Genomic DNA, 26372 nt, shown 5'->3' on the forward strand with positions numbered 1-26372 from the left:
AATGCCCAGCGTTGCGAATCTGTCTTAAACGCTTTGTTATGTGCGTAGCCGAATCTTGCGCTTAGTCAGGAACAATGATTACCCCTAATTGCTCCAGTAACTGCTCCTGTTGCCACGAGCATATTTTTACACCTGTAAGATCAATCTTTCGAGGATCTAAACCATAAAGCTCTGAATGACTTAAATCACAGCCTTGTACTCTAAACTGTTCCCAGCAGTCTTCTGAAAAAACGCCACGACTTAAATCTGATTCTTTAAATGAAGCGCCTCGAAGATTTGCACCAATCCATCTATTTTCGAACAGGTCACATTTTTCAATAAGCTGCTGCTCAAAATTGGCATAGGATAAGTTACAACCTGTTATGTATGCAGAGCAAAAGTACATTTTATTCGAAACCTGATTTACAAAACTAACTTGGCTAAAATTTGCCCCTTTAAGATCACAATCTCTCAGTTCAATACCAAAGCAATTTGCCCCCTTAAAATGGGACATTGAAAGCTGACAATCTTTAAATGAAGCATCTCGAAGATCAGCATAAGAAAAATCGCACCCTTCCAGTGCCCCCTGCTCTATGAAAGTACAGTTAATGAACTGTGTATCTCGAAGGTTTGAGCGCTTAAAATTACAATGTATAAAAGTACAATTGCTAAAGATATGTTCTTGCAAGTCCTGATGTGAGAAGTTCACTTGATTATATAATTGCTTTGATTTTTCCATGCTGTAGCTCCAAAAAACATTTGATTTGAAGACTACCATTTACCTGAAAGTTCTCAACAAAAACAAAACCAATAAAAACAGACACTTAAAACACCCCGTTTTAGCCAAGATAAGGCATCAAAATGGCATTTTAAAGGGTGCTAATTCAAAATAAGCGATGCGGCCAGCTAGAAAAAAGTTTTGGTGAACCTGGTGAGTTTTAGAGAAAGCACATAACGCTTTCTATGCGGCTTTTAGCCGTCTTTCATATTCCTATGATGCAACCTTTTTAATACCCCATCAACGTGTAATCAATAGGTTAATGAAAGTTAACGGAGGTTAGATTGCATGATGCCTTATAATTTCAGAAAAATGCTGCTACCCAAACTCCTTCGGATAACTTTTGATAGGGGAAAGTACTGTGAACTAAGTGAGCGAGAACTTTTGATCTGAATTGTTTTGGGGCATTTTTGAGTTGGAAAATGCCACGGGTAAAAATTCATCCGGTGAAGGTTTTGGACAGAAACGTGTCAGTGACTTTGCTAAATTAGAATTTAACGGATTACCTGAGGTACGGCAAAACCTCGATCTTAGTGCCCATTTTTGTTCATCCACTAAAAATAACAGAGGGAATGTGTTACGCATTCCCTTTCCAATCAATAATTAGCTCTCAGAAAGTCTATACTTTCAAAATCTTTGTACGCAAAATCCCCACTATACCCGACGTCAGAAACTCTTCTTTCACCCTTAATCCGAGTTATTATTCTTAAGCCACTAGATTTCAGTGCAGCAGTTAAGAATTCTTTATCCAAGTAGAATCTTTTCCGAGAGTTAGAGTATCCGTCTAGATCTTCAACTATATACTTTGAGATTTGTTGTCCGTCTTTGAAGTAACAAAGCCGCTCACAGTCAAACTTAAGCGCATGCTCTTTAACAAAACTAGCAGCTAGCATCGGCATAGAAAAACTACCACTTGAATGTTCCGAACTATATTCGATGATAAAATCTTTAAGCGAATGCTCCTTATATTTAGGAACAGTCATTGTATGTGTTCCAGATGTTCTTACAAAAGCACTTCCATCAAAGAACACGTTTGATTCAACTTCTATTTCTTCTTCACCATCTTCTTCCTTGATAACTTGGGGTTCAAGGCTTTTACTCCACGAGCTATAAAGCTCTCCCAAATAAACATCAGATAATTTGGCGATTTCGGGGAACTCCAATTTGCTAGATTCCTCGCTATCAAAATCAAAGTCTTTCAACGACTCATCGAAAACTAAAAAGGAGTTTACAGAAGCATAGAAATGACGATTTAATTCCTCAGATTCCTCGACTATAAATGCATCAACCAAAATCAAATTTTCATTTTCAGAACTTGCACAATCGCTGAGATGAACCAGATTCGGATCTTCCGAATAGTTAATCCATTCTTCTGTAGTTAACCCTTCATCGCCTAAGTACATTTTTTCACTAAGAGGGTAGATTTTTAACCTTTTACTAGGAAAGAAAGGGTCAATTCCTTCTATAAACCTTCCCCCCCAGAACTCCAACTGTTCCGAATCGAGTAGTTTTCCTGCCATTTGGTAGTACGCTATCCAAGAGTACTTTTTGCCATAGCGCTCTACTTTTTTTGTTTCGTGTCTCCGGTGATAACCGCTCGAAGAAATTTGATTGTCTAAGTTGCCAAATTTGTCCTCGCTCCACCCCAAATCATATACTTTCCATAGTATCTGATTACGAATTTTCGCATAAGCCTCATGTTCATAGTCGTAATTGCTACGATCTTTAACCAAACGACCAATAGTATAGTTCTCAAAATCCATTTTAAGAGGAGATAAATGCCCGCTCATACCATCAGTTATTTCTTCATTCCATTCACTTCTGGGCATTTGTTCAAAAGGTTCAGTAGCTGCTTTAACTTCTGATTCACTAATATTAATTTGAGATTCCAAACTCGCACGCTTCACTAGACATGAGGCATATTCTCTAACCAATATGTTGGTTGTAGCGTACTTCGAATCATGGCTGAAAAAAACAGCTACTATGTGTTTGCTGAACGCCTCTATCTCACCTAAGTTTTCAGATTTATCCAAAGAAATACTGACTATTGAGTAACATGCTGCAATTATCCGCTCTAATATATATTCATCATCAGCCACTAGAATAGGTTTGACTATTTCTAGGAAACTCTTAGTGTTATGCACTCCATAGTAGACTAAAGCCTCAGTTGAAACATCTCTTAGCTCAGTTACGACTGAGTTAAGGAACCAAATTGTTGTAATTAGCCTTAGTTTTTCTATTTCTGGATCTGAAAACTCTCTATTTTTCCAACATTCAGCCCTAAATCGAATGCCTTTTATCAATTCATCATGGTTTCTTCGAAAGTACTCTCCCCATGAAAGATCTCTGTCCACCATAGACATGTCTAACAATATATCACTTAGAAACTTTGCGTTTAGAGGGTGAGATATTGCGAATCGTACGTCTCCTAAAGATTCAATATATTTTTGTTTCAACCCTTCATTAAGTATTAAGTTTTTCAATTCGCATACTGTTTCATCACAAATGAAATTAGGTTCAATCAAATGCGACAAACTTAAAACTTCGTTTTTGTATGTTGAAGGAACTATTTGCCAAATGTGTGGCAGATTATACTGCGGTGCAATAGCGACAAGTGCATGTAGGATGTCCTCTGACAGCTCATGCTGTAAAGTCACATCTTCGAAAATTTTCGCTAAAAAACCTTGTGAACTAAATAGCGATACGTCTCGATTTAGACAATAGTGCTCCATTAAATAGAAAGCTATAATGTATCCACCTAGTCGATCATACGCTGGGCTTAAGCGATATTCTCCACGACGAACCAGATCTCTGAATATCAAACCTTCTTGAGATAGCAAGTTGACAATATTACTGTCCCAATCTGTCGACTGTGGATTATACTTCCGCAAAAAGTCTGTTTCTAAAACACCTCTACCGTTTGCTTCCCACAGAGCTTCGCCTAAGTAGTAGACTGCGTTTTCTACCTCAGTAATTGTGTATCTGATAGACAGGTTAGTCATTTCAGAGATAGTTTGTCCGATATGTGTGACTTGCTCTTTAAACAATGAGTATATGGATGACGGAAAACTTTGAACCACCACACAAGTCTTCCTTGGGCGATTCATAACTTCACAAAAGATTTTCAAGTTTAAAGGATGACTGAAGAAACTTTGCGGAGCCGCTATTGGATTAGCACTAATCTTATAATATCTAAAGTATGCACCTATAGCTTGGACAGTTACTTCGTCACTAAACCCTTTTAACAGTAACTCAAAGCAATCATTGGGGAGCGCTTGCTGTGCAAACCCTTCTCTTGATGAACTATTAGCTCTGACAGCACCGACATGTTTCCGAGACTGATAACCATCTCGCAATGTACAGACGAGAACTACATTTGGATATCGAGGTAATACAGTCTCTATGCTTGCCAATAAGTTCTTCCATTCTCTTGGGTCTTCAGCCTCATTTAATCCATCAATAACTATTGGAACTCGACAACGATTTCTTTCTCCCGCCGAATCTATAGCTGAAAGCAACAATTCAAACGATCTAACTTCGTTAGAGGCAAAGGACATATTTTGAACCAGAGAATCAAGCGTTCCCCCCTTACGAAGTTTTTTTCCATGAAGAAGTATTCCAGCTAGCCTGTCATCATTTTGGCTTGTAACTTCAGCAGCTAATTGTGTTTTACCTCTGCCAGCTTTACCAATAACAGCTACTAGTTGATGAGAAAACAGTTCTACAGCTTCTGACAACAGCTTTTTGATATCTTTGATAACTGCATTCGCATTGGTCAAATAAAGAGAAAGCGGTAGGTTCTGCCTTCTTGTTAACCTTAGTAACTGACTTATGTTTTTTGTCTGCTCTGAAGATTGAGCAAAGTTCGCAATTCTACCTATTTCTCTGCCTGACACTGTAGACTCAAAGACCTTACAGCTAAATATAACCTGTTTACAAAAGGCTATAAATTCTTCTAGACCAGACGAAAGATCTACATAATCCTTATGCCTCGATAACTCAGAAATAGTTGACAAATAACCGTCTAGTTTAACTTTCGCAGCATATATATCAGACCATGCGCTAGGTTCACCGAGCACTCTTCTTATATCTCTCTCTACGCCCGTAGATTGATGAACTTCATGAATCCAACGATTTCTAATCGGAGCCACTGAATTCGTATGCTGTTCATTTAACATATCTGGTGTTAAAGCCAGCTCTCCAAAATAACTAGCCCTTAACTCTGTTGCTGGGCCTGAGAGATAAGACTCTAAGTCGTTTTCATTCCAAAGATGTAATGTAAAGCCATATTTTGTTTGTAAATCATAGAACCAAGTTTGGTCAGCCTTCGCTAAGGTTTTGTGTGTCCAAAGAATCCATACATTTAAATCTGGTAAGTATTTTTTCGTTGTATCCAGCGAGTGTTTAATCTGGCTCTTTGCCCCGGTAGTTAAGCCACCGTCACTCTTATATTGGAACCATTTGCATTGCCATCCAACCTTTAACCCTTTTGTTCCCAATCTTGGGTCATCACAATCAAGCTCAAGATGGAACTCCACTCCTGGTTGATTTTTTAACTCTTTTATTGGCCCATGATTTCGAAATTGTCGAATGACTATTCCTCTACATAAGCTTTCAAAACTAAATGCATGCGCGTTAGGATGCTCTCCAGCTACATGTTCAAACTTAGCCCAATCAAGCACTAGTTAATCCTCTTTTTTAACTAAATCAGGATAATCGTGTGCTGAAAAGCATTCGACCTTCGCTCCTTCATGAATCAGTAAAGATATGAATACATTCAGGTCGTCATCTGAAGATATGGTTATCTTTGAACCTTTTCTTTCGAGGCGTTGGTCATACATAAATTGCGCTAATTGTTGGGGAGAAAAACAAAACAGATTTTGCTTGCGAAGGAACTCAAGCACTTCATCACCATATCTATCTGCATCCACGTCAAAATTCGATTCATCACTGCATAGAAAAGAACTAATCGTTGATACTAATTGCTCAAAATTTTCAGCCTTTTCTACATCCTTGAACTCACCAACGATTACTAGATTTAAAGAGTGCTCCGCACCGTAGCCCTGCCAAATTTTCATTCTAATTCAACCCTTATAGTATTTGTTAACTGACGATAAGCATTAGTTAGAGAACCACCACCTATAGGAACTCCATTCTTGTCGAACGAACTCAGTTTTAAAACACCTGACGCATCTATATGCGCAAAGCCTTGCAGGTCGCTCTCTTTCTGAAGACCGATAGCAGTGACAAATTGATTTTTGTAATCAGAGCTTATAGATACCCTCATACTTTTTGTGGTTTTTCTTCGACTGTCGACAATTTCTTTTAATTTACTTAGTGTTACATCATCGATTTTTTTACCAAACCCCACAGGTACCTCTGGTAAAATCAGAAACTCATCAGCACCTAGCTCCTTGCACAGTTCCAAGGCATTTGGTAGGTCGTCAATAGTTTTGCTGTTAACTACGTAATTTATCCCAAATGGGAGACGCCCTTTAAATAATTCTAAATTGCTTAACAGCTGCTTAAATGGTCTCTTCCTTATAGACTCATAATTACTATAAGTTCCATCCATACTTACTCTAATAAAGTTCACATGACTTTTTAGCTGAGATATTAGTTCAGGAGTTAAACTATGACCATGCGTCGTAAAGCTAATTGCTAGCTTGGTTTCTTCTTGTCCAAACTGGCAAAGTTCAACCAAGTCTTCATGCAATGTTGGCTCACCTCCACCAAAGCCGATACCAAACACACCCATACTATCCATTTCAAGCAACCAATCTTTTACTCTACTTTTATCCAGAGTTGAACGATGCTTTGGCGCATAACAATGCGCACACCTCAAGTCACAGTTATTAGTAAGTGCGATAGAAACCTGCCTAGGACTAAGAGTCCAATCGGACTCAGGTGGGATTTCATCATCTAGAAGTATGTTAAGCCCATTTTGGCGGCTAAATAAGTGGACACCATCAGGCCCCTTTCTAATTTTGAACTCGTTGTGTTGGGTAACGCCATTTTTATTCTTTATATACAAAGTTTATTCAATACCTTAAATGGTTAGATCGCAGTGCAATATCAGCACAAGATGAAACTAATAACTAAAGGGTTACTCTTAGTCACTTCAAACATGCCAACCCTACCTATAAAATTCACTCCTACAGATGGCGAGTACATTGAATTGCCACCAAATCCATAGGCACTTTGTGACATAAGAAAAAATAGGTCAAATAACCTCGCTTAGAAATGAGGTACAGAACAGCTCTAGCTTAGAATGGGGCATTTTTGAGTTACCCGATTGCAGTATGTCGTCAGCGAAGGCAGCACATCATTTTTGTTTGCTTGCCTTTGTTATCAGCTGAAACTCCATACCAGTGCGTTTAGTGTTACGGGTTCTATAGCGCGTTGGATATTTATCAAAAAAGTCAGATAACTTCTTCAACCCGTAGTTTCGAGGGTCAAAATCTGGCTTCAGTCTCTTTAAGTACTTGCCTATTTCACCTAGTTTTGCCCAGCCCGATTCATCTCGATAGTTCTGCCAAGCTTGATGCATTAATCGCCATAATTCGCGTTCTGAGTCTTGATTAGAGCTTGGTTGTGCCTCCCCAAGATCAACATCAGCGTTTAAGTTCTCTATCGCTACAAAGTCATCACAAGCGTTTTTAAACGAAGTCGGAGTCATCGCTTTTCCTACACCGATGACGTGTATCTCCGACTCTCTTAATCTCGTAGCAAGACTTGTAAAGTCACTATCACTGGATATCAAAGCAAAAGCATCAAACCTTTGGCTGTACAAGAGATCCATTGCATCAATAATCATTAAAGAGTCTGTCGAGTTTTTTCCAGATATAGGCAAATTGCTGCTTAGCTTGAATCGCTAACTCATTCAAAGGCTGCTTCCAGTTTTTTAGTTGTTCAGCAGAAAAATCGCCATATGCACGTTTAACGATGATCTGCCCAAAACTAGAAAGCTCTTCAATAATCAGGTTTAGCTTTGAGTGTGGAGTGTTTTCTGAATCAATTAATACAGCGATTTTTCTGTTACCCATAATCCGTGCGTGACCATCCTTTATGTAGTTAGTTGCACTATCCAATTTTATTCCTTCCAAGGTTATTGTTCGCGCTCAAAAACAGTTACTAAGGTGCGACGCCCATTATCGTTAACAATAAGGTATGTGAATTTGGAAGTTGGATGCCCCCAAGCTTCTACATTGTCGGCAGTACCGTATTTTTTCGCTTTATGGGCCAAAACATTTGCAGGCAAATTTCGAATTCTCAACTCAGGATGTTTAAGTCGATTGACTAAACTCGCCCAGGGCTTTTTGGGATCTCCAGTGCTCAATCGCTCTTTATACTGTTCAACAGCGTGAGCGGTAACATAAACGGTCCCCATTGCTGGTGTTTCAACGGCATCATGCGTATTTGCATATTCCTGGCGATTTGCATCTAAGAGCACTGTTACACATGATTTTGGGTCGGCCATGAACTCACGACTTTGTGATACCTCTATTTGCACTCCAGCCATTCGGTTTTGAAGAAATGCTGCAAACTTTTGTGCATGTTTTTTCGTAGATTTACCACGGGCAAGCTTTTTGATTGCTCCCTTTGACACAACGAGTTTGTAGCCAGAACCAGAACCCGGCTCTCGACCCATTACTTTTTCTTCAAAGAGTAGGTATTGAATGGCTGATAATTCTGAAATCAAATCAGAATCTTCATGGGAAAAGTCGATTTTTACATCAAGAATTCCACTGCGTTTAGTGCCCACACGCCAGAATACTCGGCTCGTTTGGTCATCTAGTTTTTCAGAAAGAGTGGTTAGAATCATCATAGTCTTATCTCCGGTATTTAAGATCCCTTCCGGCATCGCCGTAAGGACCTCATTTAGTTAATATTCATACTTACTTTATCATGCTTTTTGAAAACGCAACCCCTCCCCTCCACTTTCACATGTGAAAGTCTAAGAAACGGTATTTTGCTCAGACTCCACGCGCTCTTTTTGCACAAACACCAAATACGATTCTGAACATTCACATTTTAACCAGTACTCTAACTTTTTCTTTGTTACCTTAGCTCTCTTGCTTCCACAATGAGCACAAGGAGTTCGCATTGAAGTGTTAGTGTCACAACAAAGACACTTTACGAAGTAACCAAACTTCCCATGACATGCTGTAAGCTGCTCAGCCTCACCACACTTTTTACAGCGGATTTTTTTTGAATCAACCTCATTACGAACAAGCATTTCGTTTTCCTGTTCTTTATGTAATGAGCCAGAGTTATCGACTGACCTGTTAGAACAAAGTTCATCCAATAAATATTCAGTTATGCTATGCAACTCTTCTTTAGTAAAAAAAGGTTCTGTTGCTAAAAACGCTTTAAGCTTTCCTTTTTCACCTATTCTCCTAACGGCATCAGCTACAGCTTCGCTTTTAATGATTCTTTCGTTAATGTCAGCAGGTATATTATCTCTGTGCAAAATACACGAGTTAGAAACAACGCATAACGAGTCCCACCGTCGGCCACCAACATTTTGCTGGACACCTAACATTTTCCCCAGGAACTTAGGAGCGTTATCAACAAGAGCTTTCTTCAATAATTGCTGTTGCAACTCAGCTTGTTTGATCGGAGAAGGAATACCTGACCAATAACCTTTATAACTTCTGGACCACTCACCACTCTCGTTAACTTTGACTTCCCCATAGATACTTTTTGATTCAAGTATTAGGAAACCGTATTTATGCAATACTAAGTGATCTATCTGTGCTTTTTCACCATTATACGTGAAGGTAAAATCGTTAAATACGTGAATTTCTTCGCTATCTTTAAACGCTCGACGTAAATAAAAAGCCACATCTCGCTCTTGTTTTTCACCTGCAATGATACGACTATCCTCTGAGTTACTTTCTGCTTTAATAGCCTTTGTTGTAATAATTGGCATATCAACACCTTTTAAATGCGAGTTCTTTATGCAGACTTTCACATGTGAAAGTCCAGCTAGTACGCCCAACTGTCAAAATCTGTATGGGTGAGAATTTCACCGTCTTTGGCCGGACGAACATAAACACTTCCATAACCCCCTTCTGTTCCAATCGCGTAACACGCAATAGAAAATGCAATTTGAGGGTTAGGTACAGTGGCAACTATTTCTTCATTGATTGTTACGACAGAACAATGACCCGTGTACGAATCTGGCAACTCAGAAATTGCGGTTGCTGCATCGAGCGTTTCACTTCCATCCGATATCAGAATGCTCATATTTAGCTACCAAACTGTACTAAAATCCAAAGAAACTACCACCAGCAAGTCCTGACGAATCGCCAACAACAGCAGCATAAATGGCAGCAGCTATTGCCGCAACGATGACAAACTTAACGATGGCAAAGCCAAAAGAGAACAGCCTCCATATTAAAAAGAACCCAATCACAGCAGCAATCCAGCGCCAATCAAAGGGTATATCACCTAAAGAACTATCAAGGGCTCTCTGAACTTCATATAGCCAGCCGTTTATCATATCCATAAGATCAATCTCCAGAGCATCATGCTCTTAGTGTACCGACATGACATTTTTTTAAGAGATGAGAACTTGCCCTTTTTTGGGCAAATTGAGGGACATGACAAAGAGCTACTTAGTAAAAGAGTGATCTGCTTTAGGATGGCAATCCTATTTGTGGTTGGTTGTGTTAAATAATCTACCACAATTCTATTTTGTGGTATCATTGATAACACAATTTACCAAAGGAGCACGACAATGGATATCTGGCATTATCCTCGTACACAGCTTGCTACGTTTATCCTTAACGGGATGGACAAAGGTCTTCTTCAACGAGTTTCAATCTTCGCTCCACGCAAGCGAGGAAAAACTCAATTCATTCAAAAAGATATCATTCCTATGGCTCGTGAACTTGGTGTCTTACCTATCTATGTAGATTTTTGGATGCAAAAAGACGACCCAGAAGGCATCTTCATTAAATCCGTCATTGATGCTTGTGAAAGGAATGAAGGATTTCTACATAAGCTTGGCAAAGCTCTCAACTTCAAAAAGTTAGGTTTTAGTGCAGCTGGTGGCAAAGTTGAAGTAGAGCGTTCTCAGGGAGAACTGAGAGCTGACTTGTTCGCTGTATTTCAACGCTTAAACGAGCTGGATATGCCTGTTTTACTGTTGCTTGACGAAGTTCAACATTTGGCTACTCGCAAAGAATTTGACTCGTTTACGGCAGCTCTACGCAGTTTTGTAGTGAACAGAGAGGATAACAACGTCAAATGCATCTTCACAGGTTCAAGTAGAGAGGGGTTAAGTCGCTTATTCAAAGACAACAAGGCTCCATTCTACAACTCCAGCCAAACCCAGATATTTGAAGAGCTGGATATGGATTTCGTTGAATTCGAGTTGGCCGCATTCAAAAATGTCACTGGTGGTGTCGAACTCGACAAACACAAAGCCCTAGAAATCTTAATCAAACAAAATCGCGCTCCCGCTCGGTTTGTTGAAATGTTAAAGAATATGGCCCTGAACATGGTTCATGACCTAGATATTGGTGTCCATCGTTATGACGTTGATCGTATCGAGTCAGAGGACCACTTTTCAAAAACATACGAACAACTGAAACCTATCGAAGTGGCGATCCTAAAGCTTGTTGCTGCCAATGAGTCAAAAGGTCTTTATACCAAAACAGGACTAGACAAAGTGAAAGCTTTCACTGGCGACCCAGAAACAGACGTTACAAAATGGTCGGTGAAAAATGCAGTCACACGATTGAAGTCGCTTGAGCTAATTTACAGCCCAGAGCGTGGGAAGTTGGAAATTGAGAACCACGACTTTCGTGATTATATTCTTGAAAAATAAGTGCCTTTCGGCATGTTAAGACTATCAGCCCATGCTTCATGCGTGGGTTTTGTTTATGAGTTGTACTTCTATATTCTCAAACCCCATGTCTCTAACCTGATTTACCAGGATATCAAGCCTCCACACTCTCAAGTCACTGGTTCTTCCATGTCTAATTGCATACGCGATTCCTTTACCACTATCAATCCCAACCAAATGAAACTTATTAGGATGCAGTTTAGATTCCTGCGCAATTAGTTTGGTCATTGTTCGAGTCTCCGCGAGACGGCGGAACTCACCTTCTTTTACTTGATGGAAAACGACTCCAGACATACATATCACCATTATATTGACTACATATGCTCATTATGTCGATTTAAAGGGGGAAATCAAAGAGGTTTTATTGCTGGGGCACGATAAGTAATAAGCTGAGGTTCGAAGCAGAAACGCCATCAGCCAGGTCAGTGATGTAATTTTGCACAAACTTTAACTAATTGTCCAAAGTCTCAAACACATCCCCCAGCAATATAGCACAATTAGTTCAACTGACTTTCAGTAACAACTTGATCCCAAGTGTGCAGTACCTTCGACAAATGCTGATGCTTCTTGTTGAACTCAACATCACTCAATACCGCTTTATACGGGGCACTTAGGTCGGAACAATTAATATTAGCCCCTACCAGTTGAAGCGTGTCAGTGAGGGAACCACCACTAGCATCAAGCCCTAAGCGGTCAACGGTTTCACTACTAACAAGCGCTTGTACAACATTGGCAAAGTCGCGTGAGCTTAATTGTTCAATACTAAGCTTTGTCTTACAGCTACTTTCCACTGCGGCCTTGTATTGAATGGTGTATTTCGCGTTAACTGGGGCCATAGAGTGCATCGCCATTAGATACGCATCAACTTCTGTTTTAGGGAAAACATCCGCTTGAGCTGAAAATGCAGTTAACGTCGCTAGCAGTAGTCCAATTTTCTTCATCATTCTTGTTCCTGTTACATTGTTCAAAGTGGCATTATTTACTCGACTGATTTTCAAGCTAAATATTACATTCAGTCAAGCACTTATCACTTTTCGAACATGGGTAGTAATTCCTGAACACTTTTTTCACAAGCGGCTTGTCTACGGCCACTTTCGTAAAAGTAAGCCCATAGACTTTGTGGCATCCCCTCAAGAAACTCGATAGGAAAAGGATTAGGTGTTTTAGCCCAACAGTTTTGCTTCTGGTCAGAATAACCTTGTCGTTGCGCATCTTGCTGAAATAACGTGTATAACGCTTTTAGTTCATCATCATTATAGAAACAATGATAATTACCACCAACTAGTTGGTTGGTCCCTAGTTCTATCCATAGAGGATACCGAGAAGAACTACCGAAACAAATTAACTGATAGTGTGGCTTCGATTGTCTTACCTCATCTTCACAAAGCTCTACTTTGCTGGAGGTAAATGTATCTTTCCCTATTAAAAATGGATTGTATTGATACTGACTAGCCATTTTATCTCCTTGATATTCATATTTGCGCTGGTTTTCCCAGTTCCGGCATCCACCTCGGCAAGTAACTCGCCATCGAGGCCATAAACATAGAGCACACCCACGCCACCAGCTGGCTTAATCCGCTGGTGGTAGTGAAAAAGGTTCATAGAGGTCAGTCAATCCCAGTGAGTTCAATCACTTCAACGCATGTTTAGATGAGCAACTTCAACCTCTATGCAAATCCTCTTCTAACTTTTGCTCCTCATCATCTGTGACTACACCTTTAAAGACATAAGTTGTTTCACGGGGCAATTCTTTTTCTTTGAGTAAGAGAGCTTTTATATCGCCTACCTTTGCTACTTTACTTTGGAATTTACTAGGCATCTTCTCAAACTGAATCTCACCTATACCTCCCCTACCAAGGAAAATATTAAATATCGCATATTCCTTGCCATTTCTTTTAAGAGCAAATTTATATCCAGTTACAGGTTCGTCAGGGCATATTTTTATTTCTTTAAGCCATTTTTTTCTAACTGTATCCAGCCCATCAAATATCTGTAGCAACTTCCCACTCTTGGAACGCTCCATCATATCCAGACGTTTAAATTGCTGAATTAGTTTACCTTTATCCTCTTCCGTAATGTGTAGGTAGAAGGCAGTTAATGCCTCTACCTCATAACACCTCAACCACTCACAATCTGAGTAAACGGCTTTTTTTAACGACCTTATGACGTTTGATATTACTGACATCCACAACCTCTCCCTTATTGCCCACGCCACCAGCAGGCTTAACCCGCTGGCGGCGTGTTACAAGCATGAATGTTTGCTATGTGTCACCGTGAACACCGGGATGTCTAATGAATGCAATTAGCGACTGTACCGCTCCTACTGTCCCAGCAAACACCCCCATACCTAAAAATAACCAAAAAACCATCTCGTGCTGAATTTGTCTTTCAAATAAACCAAACCAATTTGTGATGTAATATCCTACTCCCCCAAATGCAGCACCAATAATGGCCCCACCAACTAAAAAGGGGAGAAATACTGTTATCATGAATGCACTAAATCCTTTCATCTTCATCTTCAATTCTCACTTATGGGATATTAGCAATGATGTTGCTTCCGATATTACCAGTGGTGACAAAAAATACCGTTAGCGTTGGAGGTGCATCTTAACGGTGAAACGCATTCGACGAACTCTTTAACCGTTTTTCTAATGACGCTTTATCCCACCATCGGTTAGCCTGCATCTTTGGAATTATTTTTCCTAGCCCAGCAAATGAGTTACCAACCCCTGCTCCTAATCCACCTAATATCATACTGCGCCCTGAGTTAAGCCAAATATCATCACAGCTGCCTGTAACTTTGTTCTTAGCAGCTGTCACACCACCTCCAATTACCCCACTACCCAATGAATTGGCAACGATATTTTTCCCCCAAGACAACCCCTTAGTTAAATTACCAAGACCACCTCCCGCAGCCCCTGTAACGACAGCAGCCCCAAAAGATGCAAAGTCAAACGTCTGTCCTGAATGGTATTGAGCAATCGCATTAAGCGAACCGCCAACGAAAGCCCCAAAAGCAACCCATCCAAACTCGCCTGTAGGATCAATAAACTTCAACGGATTTCCATGCACATACCCATAGGTATCCACTCCATCGAACAGGCCAAGGCGGTCTGATTGTAAGTAACGGCCAAGTGCTGGGTCATAGTAGCGATGCCAGTTGTAGTGAAGCCCAGTCTCTGCGTCAAAATACTGCCCAGGGAAACGTAAGTTGAACTTGATTTGTTCTGTCGTGACAGTCGCTTTGCCGAACGGAGAGTAACTGGCTTTCCATACCGTGGCTCCGGTCTCATCGGTCAATGCTTGCGGCGTACCTAAATGATCGTTATGGACGTGGTAAACGGTGCCATCCACCAGGTAACTATTTAACTTTGGAATTCGTGAAAGATTAGCTGAGACCATCACTTTTCTTGGCTATTTCCTTTCGTCTCTCTCATGTGTCGTTCAATTCCTTTTTTTTGCTTTAAGCAACGAATCGTGCTGCAAACTCCTAAAGCTAGGCATACCCCTCCCCAAACAGCAATCATCATAAAAAGAACAAATATTGATTCAGGATACCCGATCAATCTATACGCACCGTAGGATATGAGTCCCGTCATAACTCCCACTAAAGGGATCAGAATCAGATATATAGAAATCTCTGTTTTGTATGCCATATTTACTCTCCGTTACCTATTGGCATATTCACACCTCCAACCAAACCCCACGCAAACTCACCTGTAGGATCGATCCTTATTAGTGGATTTCCATGCACATACCCATAGGTATCCACTCCATCGAACAAGCCAAGGCGATCAGCCACAGCCAGCACCAGCGTAATCTGCCTTATGTTCCAGCGAAGAACCTCATCACTTCCGGAAGGTAATGTAAGAGGTGGCCACCTTTATCGAAGAACAGAAACCAAATAGAAGCTCCAATACAGAAAATACCTAAAAGAACTAGCTCTATAGATGTGTTTGCATACACTGACACATTGCTATCTTTTTTGAATTTCACAATCTTGTATTTAAATAGTGCAACAAGACCTACATAAAGGCATCTTATCCCTAATGGAATTGCTATAAGCAACCCACCTAAAGTCATGAATGTGTACAAAACAAAGTCAAGCCAATTATTGATTTCCAATTGTTGTTCCCCCAGCAGAACCTATAGCCGAACCATACGATTCGTAGTTAAAACTAACCCTTTTTTTCAAATCCACCCCGATTATGTCTCGTGGTCTCAAAATATTTTTGCCTAATATTCCCCCGCCAAAACCAACTGCTCCACCAAACGAGCCAAGAATTGCACTTCTTCCTACCTGATATAAATCAAGGCTCTTTTGATACCTTTGATCACAACCAGAAGACTTTTCAGTTAACTGAATATACATATTGCCAATAGCGCCTGATGATGCACCAAAAAATACAGCTCTCCTTAGAGTGCTTCCAAACCCTCCAAGTGCCCCCGTAGCACCAGCCACAAGAAGTCGCCCCGCATCAAACGAACCAGTTTGATATTGTCTGTATCCTTCAAAGCCTATGTTAACCATTGCCCCAATAATTTGCGGAACCCATAAACCAGTAGGATCGGTGTAAATAGCAGGATTATTCAATGCATAGGCATAGGTGTTAATCCCACCAGCCAGCCCTATTGGGTCACTGGTGATATATATCCCTGTATTCGGGTCATAGTTGCGATGCCAGTTATAGTGAAGCCCAGTCTCTGCATCAAAATACTGGCCGGGGAAACGCAAGTTGAACTTGATTTGTTCTGTCGTGACAGTCGCTTTGCCGAACGGAGAGTAACTGGCTTTCCATACCGTGGCCCCCGTTTCATCGGTCAATGCTTGCGGCGTACCCAAATGATCGTTATGGACGTGGTAAACGGTGCCATCAACCAGATAAGCCATCAGCTGGCCGTCAAGCCAGACATATTCTCGCTGGGTTTGCCCGGTTCCGGCATCCACCTCGGCCAGTAACTCGCCATCGAGGCCGTAAACATAAAGCACATCCACGCCACCAGCAGGCTTAACCCCGCTGGCGGAGTTGCTTAGACTAAGTAAATATCAGTTTTCAGGTCGAAAGATCCTGATTACTTCTTCAATGCCATTTGCAGCCGCAAGATCGTTCAACATTGCTTCACGCCCAACCCCTGATTCCCAACTTTCCTTTTGCTCATTGATCACTTTTGCTACTACGCTTTTAAACTCTTTCAGTTCCAACTGAGATACCAATGTTGTTTTCAGCTCAGCTTTCAATAGCCTAGAGTTAAACATTAACACCTCTAAAGGCCATCGCCATACAGCGTTTAAAGGCTTGACCCCAACTACCTCGTCTACTTTGTAATGCCTTCCGTTAGAGTCGTATATTTCCATTTGGTTAAAGTACCCACCTTTTAGAGCGGCATTAGTACATTTCCCCAAATGGCTTCCGGTTAGTTCTACGTGAACTGATTTTTTCTTTTTACTGACCAGTAGCACTGGATATGTAAGTTCCACAACCACCCCCTCTTACTGTCCACGCCACCAGCAGGCTTAACCCGCTGGCGGCTTTCTTTAGAAATTATCAAACTAACTTTTTAGAAAATTCATTATCATCCTCAAGCCTGAACACAGCGAATAAATCTTCCAGCGTCTTACATCCCATCACCGCTTTTTTCAACTCGGCTTTGCTGTCATAGAATTGACCCCACACAGAGTACGAACCGCTTTCAGTAGCCAGATTAGCGATCATCTCTACCCAGTCCACAAAATCATTTTCTACTAGGTGAAGAGAACATTTGATGTCTCTAGGCTTCCCCAATAACTGCAAACAAACTCGTTGTATAAAACGAGGGCTAACCTCTTGTACTGAGTCAATTCTCCAGACGCTACCATCTCCTTTGATAAGTAACGATCCAACATAGCGATTTCCTATCTTTTTAGCCGAGGCGGACGCCTTCTCTAGGGCTTCCTCATAGATAGGCAGCATAAAGTTTTCTTTTTTACTCAGTAATATACCTTTATTTTTCACTGCACCCACAACCATTCCCTCCTGCTGCTGTTAACCCTAAGCCTGCTACGGTTTCTCTTGCCCATATTGGAACACCATTAAACCAACCTTTAATTCCGTTATTGTGAATTTTTGTATTGTGATAGATGTTTGTGAATGGTTTTGGATTAAGGTTCCAAGGCTGATTAAATATACGCTCTAATTTTTGATTACCTTCAAAGTGTCTTCTTTCAACAAGCCAATGATGAATATGTTGTCGTGGCGGGATGTCCTTGTTTATGTTTTTCGCGTACCACCTTCTCGTTGCTCCCCATGAATGGGGGTTGCCTTTAGTAGTGACAGCACTTTTGAAGCGATGAACTTTTGCTACCTTCACGGCATTGAACATTCCACCCCCAAGAGCTGCCAATCCAACATCACCCCAGTTAACGCAATCAATTTTCCCACCGTTATCATAAAGCTGATATGCCAAATCTATCCCGGCGAACACCACTCCCCATGCGAACTCACCTGTAGGGTCTATGCTCGACAGCGGATTTCCACGCACATACCCATAGGTATCCATTCCATCGAACAAGCCAAGGCGGTCTGATTGCAGGTAACGCCCCAGAGACGGGTCATAGTACCGATGCCAGTTGTAGTGCAGCCCAGTCTCGGTATCAAAATACTGGCCGGGGAAGCGAAGATTAAAGGTGACTAGCTCTGTCGTGACACTGGCTCGGCCAAATGGCGTGTACTGCGCTTTCCATACTACTTCACCCAGTTCGTCTGTCAGGGCCTGCGGTGTGCCCAGGTGATCATTGTGAACGTGGTAAACGGTGCCATTCACCAGGTAAGCCATCAGCTGGCCGTCAAGCCAGACATATTCTCGCTGGGTTTGCCCGGTTCCGGCATCCACCTCGGCCAGTAACTCGCCATCGAGGCCGTAAACATAAAGCACATCTACGCCACCAGCTGACTTCCTCACTCGTTGATGAGCACTGTTATAGTGATAGATTGATGTTTCGCCATTGACCGTAGCCTCAGTCAATCTATTGAAAGCATCATAGACAAAGACATCCGTTCCTCGGCCAATCGTGTTTCCGTTTGCATCATAGCTGTAGGTGATCGAGCCAATACTTGTTTTGGTTAGACGATTGCTATTGAACACAATGCTGTACGAATCTTTCACGCCGTCGCGGTAGATAGCCGTCCGGTTGCCGTTGTAGTTGTAGGTGTACTCTCGGGTCCCGTAACCACCAGTAGCATCAATCAAGCGGCTCAGCTTGTCGTAATTGAAAGTTTGGCTATAGCCACTATCCATTAAGTCTGTAATTGAATCGACATTGCTATTGGCCGTATAGAGATAACTGCGGTGCATTGCACCAGCAACCTGTACAGACTCCAATTGATAGTTCATGTCGTACTGGCGCTCTTCCCAAAGCCCATTTCCATGAGTCAGATCAGTTACAGGCCCAAAAGGTTTCCGTACCAAGTCAGAGACTAATGTTCTGCTGTTAACACCATTATTCAATGTAATGCCAATGACCTCTCCAGCTACATTGCGCTGATAAACCGCTTTGCGGCCACTCGGGTACTCGATACTCGCCAACTGCCCTGCACCATCATAGGTGTAATTGGTTAACAAGGTGCGGCCATCCACAATTAGTTCTTGGCTGGCTATCTCACCACTGGCTGTGTAACTGTATTTTGATACGCCAGAAGCGTCTGTAATGGAAGTAAGCTGCCCTACCCCATACAGCGCTTCTGGCTCATCGTAGCGGAATGTCACACTAGCATTAGGTTGACCATCCACAGTGATTGAAGAAAGGCGATTAAGCGCGTCGTAGTGATAAGTGAAAACCTGACCGTTGGCATCTGTTTTACCGATCAGGTTTCCAGCCTTGTCATAAGTGTAATGAGCCGTGCCTGTGTCTGGGCTTTGTACTGAGAGAACATCGCCATATCCGTTGTATGAATAGTAAGTTCTCCGCCCTCTTGGATCAGTGACTCTCGTTACTAAGGCATTATCGTTATACTGCATTGCAGTGGCGCGGTTAACAGGGTCAATTGATTGGAGCAGGTTGCTAAAACCATCATAGCGGTAGGCATAAGCATTTCCAGAAGGGTCAACTTTGCCCGTTAGGTTGGCTGTCTTGTCATAGGAATAGGTATAAACATTTCCCGTTCCATTTGTTGTTGATGAAAGCCAACCATTCAAAGTGTAACTATGCAGTTGCTTCCAGTGAGCAATGCCACTGTTATCTTTCAGCTCAACTTGCTCAATATTTCCTAGTGAATCTCGATTGATACTTTGTCGATTTCCATTTGCATCAATCACGGCCATCAGCTGCTGAGCAGCATCGTACTCATAAGTGAAAGTGCTATTGGTTGGTAAGGTGATAGATACCAAGAGTCCTGATTCATCGTAAGAGTACAATGTAGTTCCATCTGGACCAGTAGAAGAAATCATTTGACCTAACGTGTTGTAGTTAAGCGAGTAGCTTACTCCATTGGCATCTGTGACGCTCTGAGCCCTTCCATGAGCATCGTAATTGTCAAATGACACTACGTGCCCAAGAGAGTTGATAACTCGGCTTAGGTTGGCTTGAGCGTCGTATTCAAAGCGCGTTACATCATCAACATCCACCCGTGGACCATCCACTGATTTCAGTTGTCCAGGAACACCAAGAGAGTCTGGATAATATTCAAATGCCCACTGCCTGACATCTGAGTTGGTTCGGTCAATCAATTTAAGCGTTAACAGCCGCTGGCGGTCGTCATAGGTAAATTCTTGGACCAAGTATGACGATGTAATTTTGGTTGGTTTTGGGAACTCTGAATGCCATTGTGTTGTGATCGTATCACCAGTCGAGCTTGTCCTCGAAATTTCAAGTCCTCTTTGGTCATATTGGTAAGAGAATGATTGGCCTTCTTCATTGATAATTGACTTCAACTCACCGTTGGTATCGTAGCCAAACGACTTCGTACCACCAGCAAAGCCAGTACATGCAGCACCCTGTATACTGTCAGGCTTTAGTTTTCCGTTATAACGACTAAACAGATAATGTTGTTCGTGACCTAGAGCATTCGTTACCGTAACTGAACCATCAGGGTTGTATGTAACACTTGTCCTATCAACACCACTGCTATGTTCGCTCAGAACAGCGCGACCCGAAGGATCATGAGACCACGTAGCAAATCTGCTTCCCTTTTCATCCGTAAGGCCAGTCAAAAGGCTTGGGTTTAAACTGTCTTCATAGTGGTAACGTCGCTGATTGGCATCCGGTTTATGCACTGCAACTAACAATTCATTCGAATAATCGTAAGAGAAGGTTTGTCCAGCAGGGTCGATCATCTTTATGATCTTCCCTTGATCGTAACTAAACCTTAAAGTCCGGCCAAAACTGTCAGAAACAGAGTCTAACTTACCGTTGGTATAATTCAGATCCAGCTCATTTCCCGATGGATGAACAATACGTATCAACTGACCATTACTATCATATAGTTCGACAACACCATCAGCCCTCTGATATCTCCAACCAGAATCTTTGTATAACCGATCATCACTTTTCCATGTTGGCATCCAAACCGCATTTGTCCGGTAGAATGCTAACTCTTTCCCATCTGGCCGATGCAAGACAACCATATTCTCTCCGTGACTTTCTTTGTCAAAAATCACTTTGTTTGAATAGTTGTGGCTCCATCCAATACCAACATCGCTTTGTTTACCACTCAAAGCTAACTGGCTGTTGTAATGTCGTGTGAATACAAGAGGCTCCATACCAGCGCTTACATAATCGGTTTCTTGCTGATATTTATTACCAGTAGCTAGGTTGATAGGGTTTCCAACGCACAGTTCTGTCTCTGGTTTACCAAGATCTCTATTGAGAAGTGGAGAATCAGTCATCTCCCCAGGAATTATGAATTTTGTCAGTGTAGTTCCAGAGAGAGCTCCAAAGTAACAAGTGTCAGGGTCATAACTACCTGGAGCATCACTACGATGCATACATAGCCATGAGATTAGTCTTCCATCACTATACGTTTCACTCGGGTATAGCTTTTCACTCACATAGCTGTGTGTGCTTGCGAGCTCGTTAATTCTATAGTCCCTTAAAAATTCATGCGCTTGCTCTGGGAGATCAAATCTCATTGCATCAATTTCTGAACTACCACTGGCATTGATACGCCACTGAGCAGAAACAGCACTAGGAACTATAAGTGCTAACAAACAAGCTCTTGCGATTAAGTTAGTATGAAAATGATCCACTGGTTTCTAAAGTCCATTAATTACTTTCTACACGGACTCTATTATCAACTTAATCAAAGAGATTAACTTCATGCTTAACTGCCCTATACGGGCGCATACAGACATGAAACAATGGCTAATATGGAAGCGGGTTTTAATTGAATCGCTCGACTTTGTTTTACTGCTCATAGCAGTGAAACGAAGTTGAGTGATCAGCGAAGCCGCATCAGCGGTGAACGCTACTGATCATATATAGATCCATAGGATCATAAGATCATGCAGCGTGTTAGGTAGCTTAATATCAGGAAATTTCCTAACTTTAAGCTTTGTTTCTGTAAGCTAAAGCTTAATATTAGGAAATTGAAGCTTAATATTAGGAAGTTCATCTCTATAACATAGCTTAATATTAGGAAACACACCTATATCTAAGCTTAAAATGAGGAAACGCCTTAATCCGTATATATAGCTTAATTTAAGGAAAAAGGCGTTAAAGCAATAGCTTAATTTAAGGAATTGGATTACTTGGAGGACTTACCAGTACGAAGTTCGGAGAGCTCTGATGCCATGCCACCACCAAATGGGCCATGACTGGTTTGTTGGGCCAAGCGCTTCGATTCCTCAGATAGAAGGGAGTCATCTCTGTGTATCAATCCTGGCTCTTCTGAAAGACGCGATAACCGTCTTTTAACTGGTTTATCTGCTCCTGGCTTTTTCTCATTATCACTATCACCGTCTAATTGATCATTTCTAAGTTGGATAACGACTTCTTGATCAACGTGCAATAGTGAATTGTTACTCCAGTGCAGCCTTATCGGTTTTCTCCACTGCTGGTCAAAAGGCACATAGTTAGCTTTGATATGACGCAAACGAGTCTCTTGTACCGTTCCATCTTTCTTGTCTATCAACTGATCTAAATACAGATGAAGTTTTGACTTTGAGAGAGTGGAAGATAAACCAGAGCCAGAGACGCTGTTGATTATCTCCTTTCCTCTGCTCACATCTTTTGTCGGATGGTGAACAACAAGAACCGCGACATTCGCTTCATTGGCAAGCCTCTCCAAAGCAATTCTGATGTAATAGTCATCATCTACTACGTCAGCTGAGCCAATTGCATCACGCAATGTATCTATAACTACCAAGTCGTACCCTTTGGCCGTGGCAATAAGTTTTTCCAGTGCTCTGGATGCTTCTTCCCACTCTTTAGTATGTTTAGATGAGCCTGAACTACAAATTGGATCAGAATGCTTGTATATCCCAATGCTCGATTTTAATCGGTCTTTGATGCTGGTGGAGAACTCAGTCAAATGTGCTTTGATGCGCGGAAGTGTTCCGGGCAAGGAATCTTCGATCGGCCATATCAAAGTTCTAAGCACTTTGTTTTCGCCATCCCGTACACCAATTAATGGGTACTCTGGCAAAGCCATCTCATAAGCTATTGATAAAGACAAATAGCTCTTACCAGAATCAGGTGGAGCGATCAGAAATCCGACACTGCCTCGAAACAAACCTTTCAAAATCTGTTCTTTGTTGGAATTGGCTAAACTTTCATTAATGTCTTCTTCGCTTAGAGCGATAACATCCTCATTGTGGAGTGTTGTTGTCATGTCGTTACCTCTTCTTTCTCTTCATCGCCCAGGTACAACAACATAATATCTTGCTTACCATCGTCACGTACTTTCTCTTGGAGTAGCAATCGGAAATCCCGCAATAACACATCCTTTTTCAAAATGACTTCGGCCATAGTGTTATTGATATGGCGACTCAGATGCTGTTTAGACACTCTAACCTTGTTGGCATAGTAATCTTTAATAAGGTGACTCAGATACTTACCATGTACATATTCACGCTTATGAGCATCAATATATTTACAGAAGTCAGTAACAGCATGTTTGCCCGTTAGCTGCGGGTAGACTTTTAAAAAACGTTTCCGGCTAATAGCTCCCTCTTGTCGCAAAGACGCAGTGAAAGTCTTATGCACTCCAACTATGAAGTGAGTGATCGTATCTGCCCTGATAGATCCTTTATTTTTAATCCCATCCAGAACCAGCAATGGAATGTAGTTGCTGTCCACCAGCTTCATTCGCGTGTGGTAGTGTGGTAGCGTTTCACCATCCTTCTCGTAATCCAAGACCAGTAACATTTGTGATAGCCTTTGAAGTCTTGTCATTACTGTGTTCTTGTTGGCCTTTTGATTTTTCAGGTTCAAGAACTCAAACAGTGTTGTGAAGTCACAAAGGAAGTAGTCGTATACCCCACTAAACATTTTTGTATCGAGAAGGTTGTGGTATTGGTGTGACAACTTATCCAGTTCGACATTAATCTGCGCGAGCTCAATAGCCTGGCGAAGCGTTAAGCCAGATAGGTCTACGTACATCCCCCCTACACTAACGATCCCTTCCAGTAGATGTCTGTCATCGGCCAAACAGACAGCACTGTATACGTCGATTCTAACGGCATCGAATTCACGTTTATTAGTCCCCTTCTTCCAGTATGGCTTTGACAAGCTGGTGGAAAGAAGAGGCTTTTGTGCAAGTAGCTGTTGCTCAAGTTCAGCCTTGTTACCACTGATCCTTGCTACCAAATCTCGTGGAACTCTTCCTGGCAAGAAAATGCAGTCCATTAGCGTTGTGGTAGATGGCCTACTACCAAACGCTTCATTGACTATTTCAGCCGGAAAATACCCCTCCAAGTTTTCTGTAGTGTCACTCATATTTTAATACCGTGATGTTTTTTCGAAGCATACCATATAGCTTAAAAAGAGGAAAACAACCTCTCGCCATGTGATTTATACCTTAAAAAAGGACAATAGAACGCTTTACATTTCACGTTATAGCTTAATTTTAGGAAATGTTCGACCATACCTTAATTTTAGGAAAAGCTAGATCACGCTCTTAGGCATTGCTACATAAGACTTTCACATGTGAAAGTGGGCTGATCGTGATTTTTGGTCACGGTTGCATTTTTTAATTCCATGATATTATAGAAGTGTAAGTTGAATTGAATGAGGGCTTGACGGTGATGCCGAGATAGCTTTCCAGGTTGAATTAAGGAGAAGAAAAATGAGACACGTACTTAACCTAGTTGCTTTAGCAGTGATTCTTCTTGGCGTTGCTATGATTGAAACAAACGGTAATCAATGGGGTTTAGCTGTAATCAGCGTAGCGATTGTTTTCTGGTTGATGCCTCTGCTTAGGCTTGTTCATAAAAATGCAGTAGTAGCGGTAGTCTTTTGGTCTGGCGTAGCTTACTTTTCATGGCAGGTTGCCGTAGTTGCTCTTTTGGCGTTTGTTGTTTTTTCGGCCACAGCTTCAATCAAGCGCGTTCCAAATACTCCTGCTATTAAAAAGCAACGGTTTATAGTTAATCCTTCTTCTGGTCTGGTGATGAAGAACAAACACTTTGATATCGCTGGCAATGGATTTGCCATTCTCTAGGAGCCATCCTTGCCTCCTAGAGCCCTTAGCATTCAACTTCCACTGAGCCGAGATTGGCAATCTCGATTCTCGTATGACTTTTCCCGTTTGCACTAACAGCTGATATGAGTATATGAGCTGACAATTCAGCTGACTCGTCCATAGTTAAGCCTTGCTCAATACAACTCTGAATGAACATTTCCGCAAGCTCTTTCTTTTTAGGGTCCATTCTATTTGTTCTCCGTGATAGTAATTGCCATAGTTAGATGCTGATTTTCGCTCTTTGGCGCACCTTCTTTAAAAGGAATGATATAGCCGGACTCTGGAAAACCTTCGGCTACCGTGTAAACAGTATCGCCCCCCTCTTCTGTTGGCTTTTGGGCAAATAAAGCTAAAGCTTGCTCTTGATGCTCTTCGTTTAGTAGCCAGAAGGATTGGTTTTCATGTGTGTGTAGTTCTCCATTTGGATGACGCACAAGATATTGTTCAGAGCCATATGCGCCACGCTTCTCTCGTACTTGAACGATATAACCAACAGCATGGTCGAAATCATATGGCGCACCCATAGCAGCCCCTCTGATTACTATCTGTCCGTATTCAGGGTAACAGTTTCCCAGAAACTTCTTGTCTGAGTTCTTAATGAGTTCGAACAGTTGTTCTTTATGGTTTTGCACTATTTCGCTCCTTGTGGTTCGAGTTGCGTGTAGAACTTGAAAGACCCTCTATTAGACTTTCTACACTCACTACACATATGTACGACAGGCCCTTTGAACTCGTTCGTACCAAATACACCAGCAGCCTGGCTACGTAGCTGAACCTGTCGAACATCCTGGTTATTGCACCAACGGCTTAGTCCTGCTTTATCACATTGCTCTGGCATTCTTGCTATCCCAGATTTTTTTGATGTTGCAGAGTATTGAAACGCAACTTGCTTTTAACCAAGCAAAATGTGGCACCTAAGATGGTGCTTGCGGCTAAATAAGCAACGGAGATAAGCGTGATGCGATCCCAATCTAAAGGTGAAGTAGAACCAGTAAAATGGGTTACAGCAGCAAACTCCAGAGCCAGGACTAAAATACAAAGCATGGATACAACCAGTGTGCTTGGTGTGTTTGAAGGTTTGTTCATAATGTACTCTCCAGTA

Annotated in this window: 28 protein-coding genes and 1 pseudogene; 2 read left to right on the forward strand and 27 right to left on the reverse strand. The window is 41.6% G+C overall.

From position 1 onward, the window contains the following. Positions 1-61 precede the first annotated feature (61 nt). From R7190_RS18645 to R7190_RS18690, 10 genes and pseudogenes are all read right to left on the reverse strand, one after another. On the reverse strand, positions 62-718 hold the full coding sequence (locus R7190_RS18645; protein ID WP_032495607.1) for a quinolone resistance pentapeptide repeat protein QnrVC6: 657 nt from the start codon (positions 716-718) through the stop codon (positions 62-64). A 635-nt stretch (positions 719-1353) separates the two neighbouring features. After that, the gene (locus R7190_RS18650) at positions 1354-5439 is read right to left on the reverse strand and encodes a hypothetical protein (RefSeq protein ID WP_101905915.1); all 4086 of its coding nucleotides are present in this window, start codon (positions 5437-5439) and stop codon (positions 1354-1356) included. Between the two features lie 3 nt (positions 5440-5442). After that, the gene (locus R7190_RS18655; RefSeq protein ID WP_101905914.1) at positions 5443-5835 is read right to left on the reverse strand and encodes a DUF6375 family protein; all 393 of its coding nucleotides are present in this window, start codon (positions 5833-5835) and stop codon (positions 5443-5445) included. After that, entirely contained in the window at positions 5832-6791 is a 960-nt protein-coding gene (locus tag R7190_RS18660; RefSeq protein WP_101905913.1) for a radical SAM protein, read from the reverse strand. The genes R7190_RS18655 and R7190_RS18660 overlap by 4 nt, the downstream gene beginning before the upstream one ends. 291 nt (positions 6792-7082) lie before the next feature. Beyond that, the gene (locus R7190_RS18665) at positions 7083-7436 is read right to left on the reverse strand and encodes an OST-HTH/LOTUS domain-containing protein (RefSeq protein ID WP_250155127.1); all 354 of its coding nucleotides are present in this window, start codon (positions 7434-7436) and stop codon (positions 7083-7085) included. Between the two features lie 9 nt (positions 7437-7445). After that, positions 7446-7803: pseudogene (locus tag R7190_RS18670) on the reverse strand (NYN domain-containing protein); the annotation flags it as partial. Between the two features lie 62 nt (positions 7804-7865). Beyond that, complete coding sequence (locus R7190_RS18675; RefSeq protein ID WP_032073007.1) at positions 7866-8585, reverse strand: hypothetical protein; 720 nt, start codon at positions 8583-8585, stop codon at positions 7866-7868. A 129-nt stretch (positions 8586-8714) separates the two neighbouring features. Next, positions 8715-9692 carry a nuclease-related domain-containing protein gene (locus R7190_RS18680; RefSeq protein ID WP_032073006.1) on the reverse strand — a complete coding sequence of 326 codons (978 nt, stop codon included), beginning with the start codon at positions 9690-9692 and terminating at the stop codon, positions 8715-8717. Between the two features lie 56 nt (positions 9693-9748). After that, positions 9749-10009, reverse strand: a complete 261-nt coding sequence (locus R7190_RS18685) for a hypothetical protein (protein WP_014386658.1) — start codon at positions 10007-10009, stop codon at positions 9749-9751. Positions 10010-10028: 19 nt separating this feature from the next. Beyond that, complete coding sequence (locus tag R7190_RS18690; protein WP_014386657.1) at positions 10029-10271, reverse strand: hypothetical protein; 243 nt, start codon at positions 10269-10271, stop codon at positions 10029-10031. Between the two features lie 231 nt (positions 10272-10502). Here R7190_RS18690 and R7190_RS18695 point away from each other — a divergent pair, with 231 nt between their 5' ends. Then, complete coding sequence (locus R7190_RS18695; RefSeq protein ID WP_014386656.1) at positions 10503-11597, forward strand: hypothetical protein; 1095 nt, start codon at positions 10503-10505, stop codon at positions 11595-11597. 36 nt (positions 11598-11633) lie between these two features. Here R7190_RS18695 and R7190_RS18700 read toward each other — a convergent pair whose 3' ends face one another. The 14 genes from R7190_RS18700 to R7190_RS18765 form a co-directional block, all read right to left on the reverse strand. Beyond that, positions 11634-11909: a hypothetical protein gene (locus tag R7190_RS18700; RefSeq protein ID WP_014386655.1), complete on the reverse strand. Its 276-nt coding sequence runs from the start codon at positions 11907-11909 to the stop codon at positions 11634-11636. A gap of 203 nt (positions 11910-12112) precedes the next feature. Further along, complete coding sequence (locus tag R7190_RS18705) at positions 12113-12559, reverse strand: hypothetical protein (protein WP_014386654.1); 447 nt, start codon at positions 12557-12559, stop codon at positions 12113-12115. A gap of 83 nt (positions 12560-12642) precedes the next feature. Further along, positions 12643-13071 carry a hypothetical protein gene (locus tag R7190_RS18710; RefSeq protein ID WP_014386653.1) on the reverse strand — a complete coding sequence of 143 codons (429 nt, stop codon included), beginning with the start codon at positions 13069-13071 and terminating at the stop codon, positions 12643-12645. 204 nt (positions 13072-13275) lie between these two features. Further along, positions 13276-13800, reverse strand: a complete 525-nt coding sequence (locus R7190_RS18715; protein ID WP_032073004.1) for a hypothetical protein — start codon at positions 13798-13800, stop codon at positions 13276-13278. Between the two features lie 76 nt (positions 13801-13876). Continuing rightward, positions 13877-14125, reverse strand: coding sequence for a hypothetical protein (locus tag R7190_RS18720; RefSeq protein ID WP_014386650.1), 249 nt, complete (start codon positions 14123-14125; stop codon positions 13877-13879). A 97-nt stretch (positions 14126-14222) separates the two neighbouring features. Then, entirely contained in the window at positions 14223-15017 is a 795-nt protein-coding gene (locus R7190_RS18725; RefSeq protein ID WP_032073003.1) for an RHS repeat-associated core domain-containing protein, read from the reverse strand. Further along, positions 15017-15271 (reverse strand): hypothetical protein, encoded by a 255-nt coding sequence (locus tag R7190_RS18730; protein WP_101905909.1) that lies wholly within the window; start codon positions 15269-15271, stop codon positions 15017-15019. The genes R7190_RS18725 and R7190_RS18730 overlap by 1 nt, the downstream gene beginning before the upstream one ends. Positions 15272-15273: 2 nt before the next feature. Beyond that, entirely contained in the window at positions 15274-15417 is a 144-nt protein-coding gene (locus R7190_RS18735; protein WP_206949614.1) for a hypothetical protein, read from the reverse strand. Positions 15418-15726: 309 nt separating this feature from the next. Continuing rightward, on the reverse strand, positions 15727-16611 hold the full coding sequence (locus R7190_RS18740; RefSeq protein ID WP_014386647.1) for an RHS repeat-associated core domain-containing protein: 885 nt from the start codon (positions 16609-16611) through the stop codon (positions 15727-15729). 51 nt (positions 16612-16662) lie between these two features. Then, on the reverse strand, positions 16663-17094 hold the full coding sequence (locus R7190_RS18745) for a hypothetical protein (RefSeq protein WP_101905908.1): 432 nt from the start codon (positions 17092-17094) through the stop codon (positions 16663-16665). Positions 17095-17161: 67 nt separating this feature from the next. Then, complete coding sequence (locus R7190_RS18750) at positions 17162-17617, reverse strand: hypothetical protein (RefSeq protein ID WP_133305458.1); 456 nt, start codon at positions 17615-17617, stop codon at positions 17162-17164. After that, the gene (locus R7190_RS18755; protein WP_014386644.1) at positions 17598-21797 is read right to left on the reverse strand and encodes an RHS repeat-associated core domain-containing protein; all 4200 of its coding nucleotides are present in this window, start codon (positions 21795-21797) and stop codon (positions 17598-17600) included. The genes R7190_RS18750 and R7190_RS18755 overlap by 20 nt, the downstream gene beginning before the upstream one ends. 536 nt (positions 21798-22333) lie before the next feature. After that, complete coding sequence (locus R7190_RS18760) at positions 22334-23419, reverse strand: AAA family ATPase (RefSeq protein WP_014386643.1); 1086 nt, start codon at positions 23417-23419, stop codon at positions 22334-22336. Continuing rightward, positions 23416-24525, reverse strand: a complete 1110-nt coding sequence (locus tag R7190_RS18765; protein WP_032073053.1) for a hypothetical protein — start codon at positions 24523-24525, stop codon at positions 23416-23418. The genes R7190_RS18760 and R7190_RS18765 overlap by 4 nt, the downstream gene beginning before the upstream one ends. Positions 24526-24874: 349 nt before the next feature. Between R7190_RS18765 and R7190_RS18770 the strand changes: the two genes are divergently transcribed. Then, on the forward strand, positions 24875-25249 hold the full coding sequence (locus R7190_RS18770) for a hypothetical protein (RefSeq protein ID WP_014386864.1): 375 nt from the start codon (positions 24875-24877) through the stop codon (positions 25247-25249). 209 nt (positions 25250-25458) lie between these two features. Here the strand turns inward: R7190_RS18770 and R7190_RS18775 are convergent, their stop codons facing one another. Genes R7190_RS18775 through R7190_RS18785 form a run of 3 tightly spaced genes read right to left on the reverse strand, consistent with a single transcriptional unit; the run spans position 25459 to position 26356 of the window. Next, positions 25459-25902 (reverse strand): hypothetical protein, encoded by a 444-nt coding sequence (locus R7190_RS18775; RefSeq protein WP_014386862.1) that lies wholly within the window; start codon positions 25900-25902, stop codon positions 25459-25461. Beyond that, the gene (locus tag R7190_RS18780) at positions 25902-26108 is read right to left on the reverse strand and encodes a hypothetical protein (RefSeq protein ID WP_014386861.1); all 207 of its coding nucleotides are present in this window, start codon (positions 26106-26108) and stop codon (positions 25902-25904) included. Before R7190_RS18780 ends, R7190_RS18775 begins: the two co-directional genes overlap by 1 nt. Positions 26109-26113: 5 nt before the next feature. Further along, positions 26114-26356 (reverse strand): hypothetical protein, encoded by a 243-nt coding sequence (locus R7190_RS18785; protein WP_014386860.1) that lies wholly within the window; start codon positions 26354-26356, stop codon positions 26114-26116. Between the last annotated feature and the right edge of the window lie 16 nt (positions 26357-26372).

Source organism: Vibrio sp. 1078-1 (assembly GCF_033340475.1).

Coding starts and splice junctions, on each gene's coding strand:
- R7190_RS18685 (WP_014386658.1), bottom strand. CDS start 10,009: ATGAGCATTCTGATATCGGATGGAAGTGAAACGCTCGATGCAGCAACC.
- R7190_RS18675 (WP_032073007.1), bottom strand. CDS start 8,585: ATGATGATTCTAACCACTCTTTCTGAAAAACTAGATGACCAAACGAGC.
- R7190_RS18690 (WP_014386657.1), bottom strand. CDS start 10,271: ATGGATATGATAAACGGCTGGCTATATGAAGTTCAGAGAGCCCTTGAT.
- R7190_RS18705 (WP_014386654.1), bottom strand. CDS start 12,559: ATGATGAAGAAAATTGGACTACTGCTAGCGACGTTAACTGCATTTTCA.
- R7190_RS18645 (WP_032495607.1), bottom strand. CDS start 718: ATGGAAAAATCAAAGCAATTATATAATCAAGTGAACTTCTCACATCAG.
- R7190_RS18680 (WP_032073006.1), bottom strand. CDS start 9,692: ATGCCAATTATTACAACAAAGGCTATTAAAGCAGAAAGTAACTCAGAG.
- R7190_RS18765 (WP_032073053.1), bottom strand. CDS start 24,525: ATGAGTGACACTACAGAAAACTTGGAGGGGTATTTTCCGGCTGAAATA.
- R7190_RS18725 (WP_032073003.1), bottom strand. CDS start 15,017: ATGGTCTCAGCTAATCTTTCACGAATTCCAAAGTTAAATAGTTACCTG.
- R7190_RS18730 (WP_101905909.1), bottom strand. CDS start 15,271: ATGGCATACAAAACAGAGATTTCTATATATCTGATTCTGATCCCTTTA.
- R7190_RS18760 (WP_014386643.1), bottom strand. CDS start 23,419: ATGACAACAACACTCCACAATGAGGATGTTATCGCTCTAAGCGAAGAA.
- R7190_RS18770 (WP_014386864.1), top strand. CDS start 24,875: ATGAGACACGTACTTAACCTAGTTGCTTTAGCAGTGATTCTTCTTGGC.
- R7190_RS18665 (WP_250155127.1), bottom strand. CDS start 7,436: ATGACTCCGACTTCGTTTAAAAACGCTTGTGATGACTTTGTAGCGATA.
- R7190_RS18695 (WP_014386656.1), top strand. CDS start 10,503: ATGGATATCTGGCATTATCCTCGTACACAGCTTGCTACGTTTATCCTT.
- R7190_RS18655 (WP_101905914.1), bottom strand. CDS start 5,835: ATGAAAATTTGGCAGGGCTACGGTGCGGAGCACTCTTTAAATCTAGTA.
- R7190_RS18785 (WP_014386860.1), bottom strand. CDS start 26,356: ATGAACAAACCTTCAAACACACCAAGCACACTGGTTGTATCCATGCTT.
- R7190_RS18715 (WP_032073004.1), bottom strand. CDS start 13,800: ATGTCAGTAATATCAAACGTCATAAGGTCGTTAAAAAAAGCCGTTTAC.
- R7190_RS18700 (WP_014386655.1), bottom strand. CDS start 11,909: ATGTCTGGAGTCGTTTTCCATCAAGTAAAAGAAGGTGAGTTCCGCCGT.
- R7190_RS18710 (WP_014386653.1), bottom strand. CDS start 13,071: ATGGCTAGTCAGTATCAATACAATCCATTTTTAATAGGGAAAGATACA.
- R7190_RS18780 (WP_014386861.1), bottom strand. CDS start 26,108: ATGCCAGAGCAATGTGATAAAGCAGGACTAAGCCGTTGGTGCAATAAC.
- R7190_RS18720 (WP_014386650.1), bottom strand. CDS start 14,125: ATGAAAGGATTTAGTGCATTCATGATAACAGTATTTCTCCCCTTTTTA.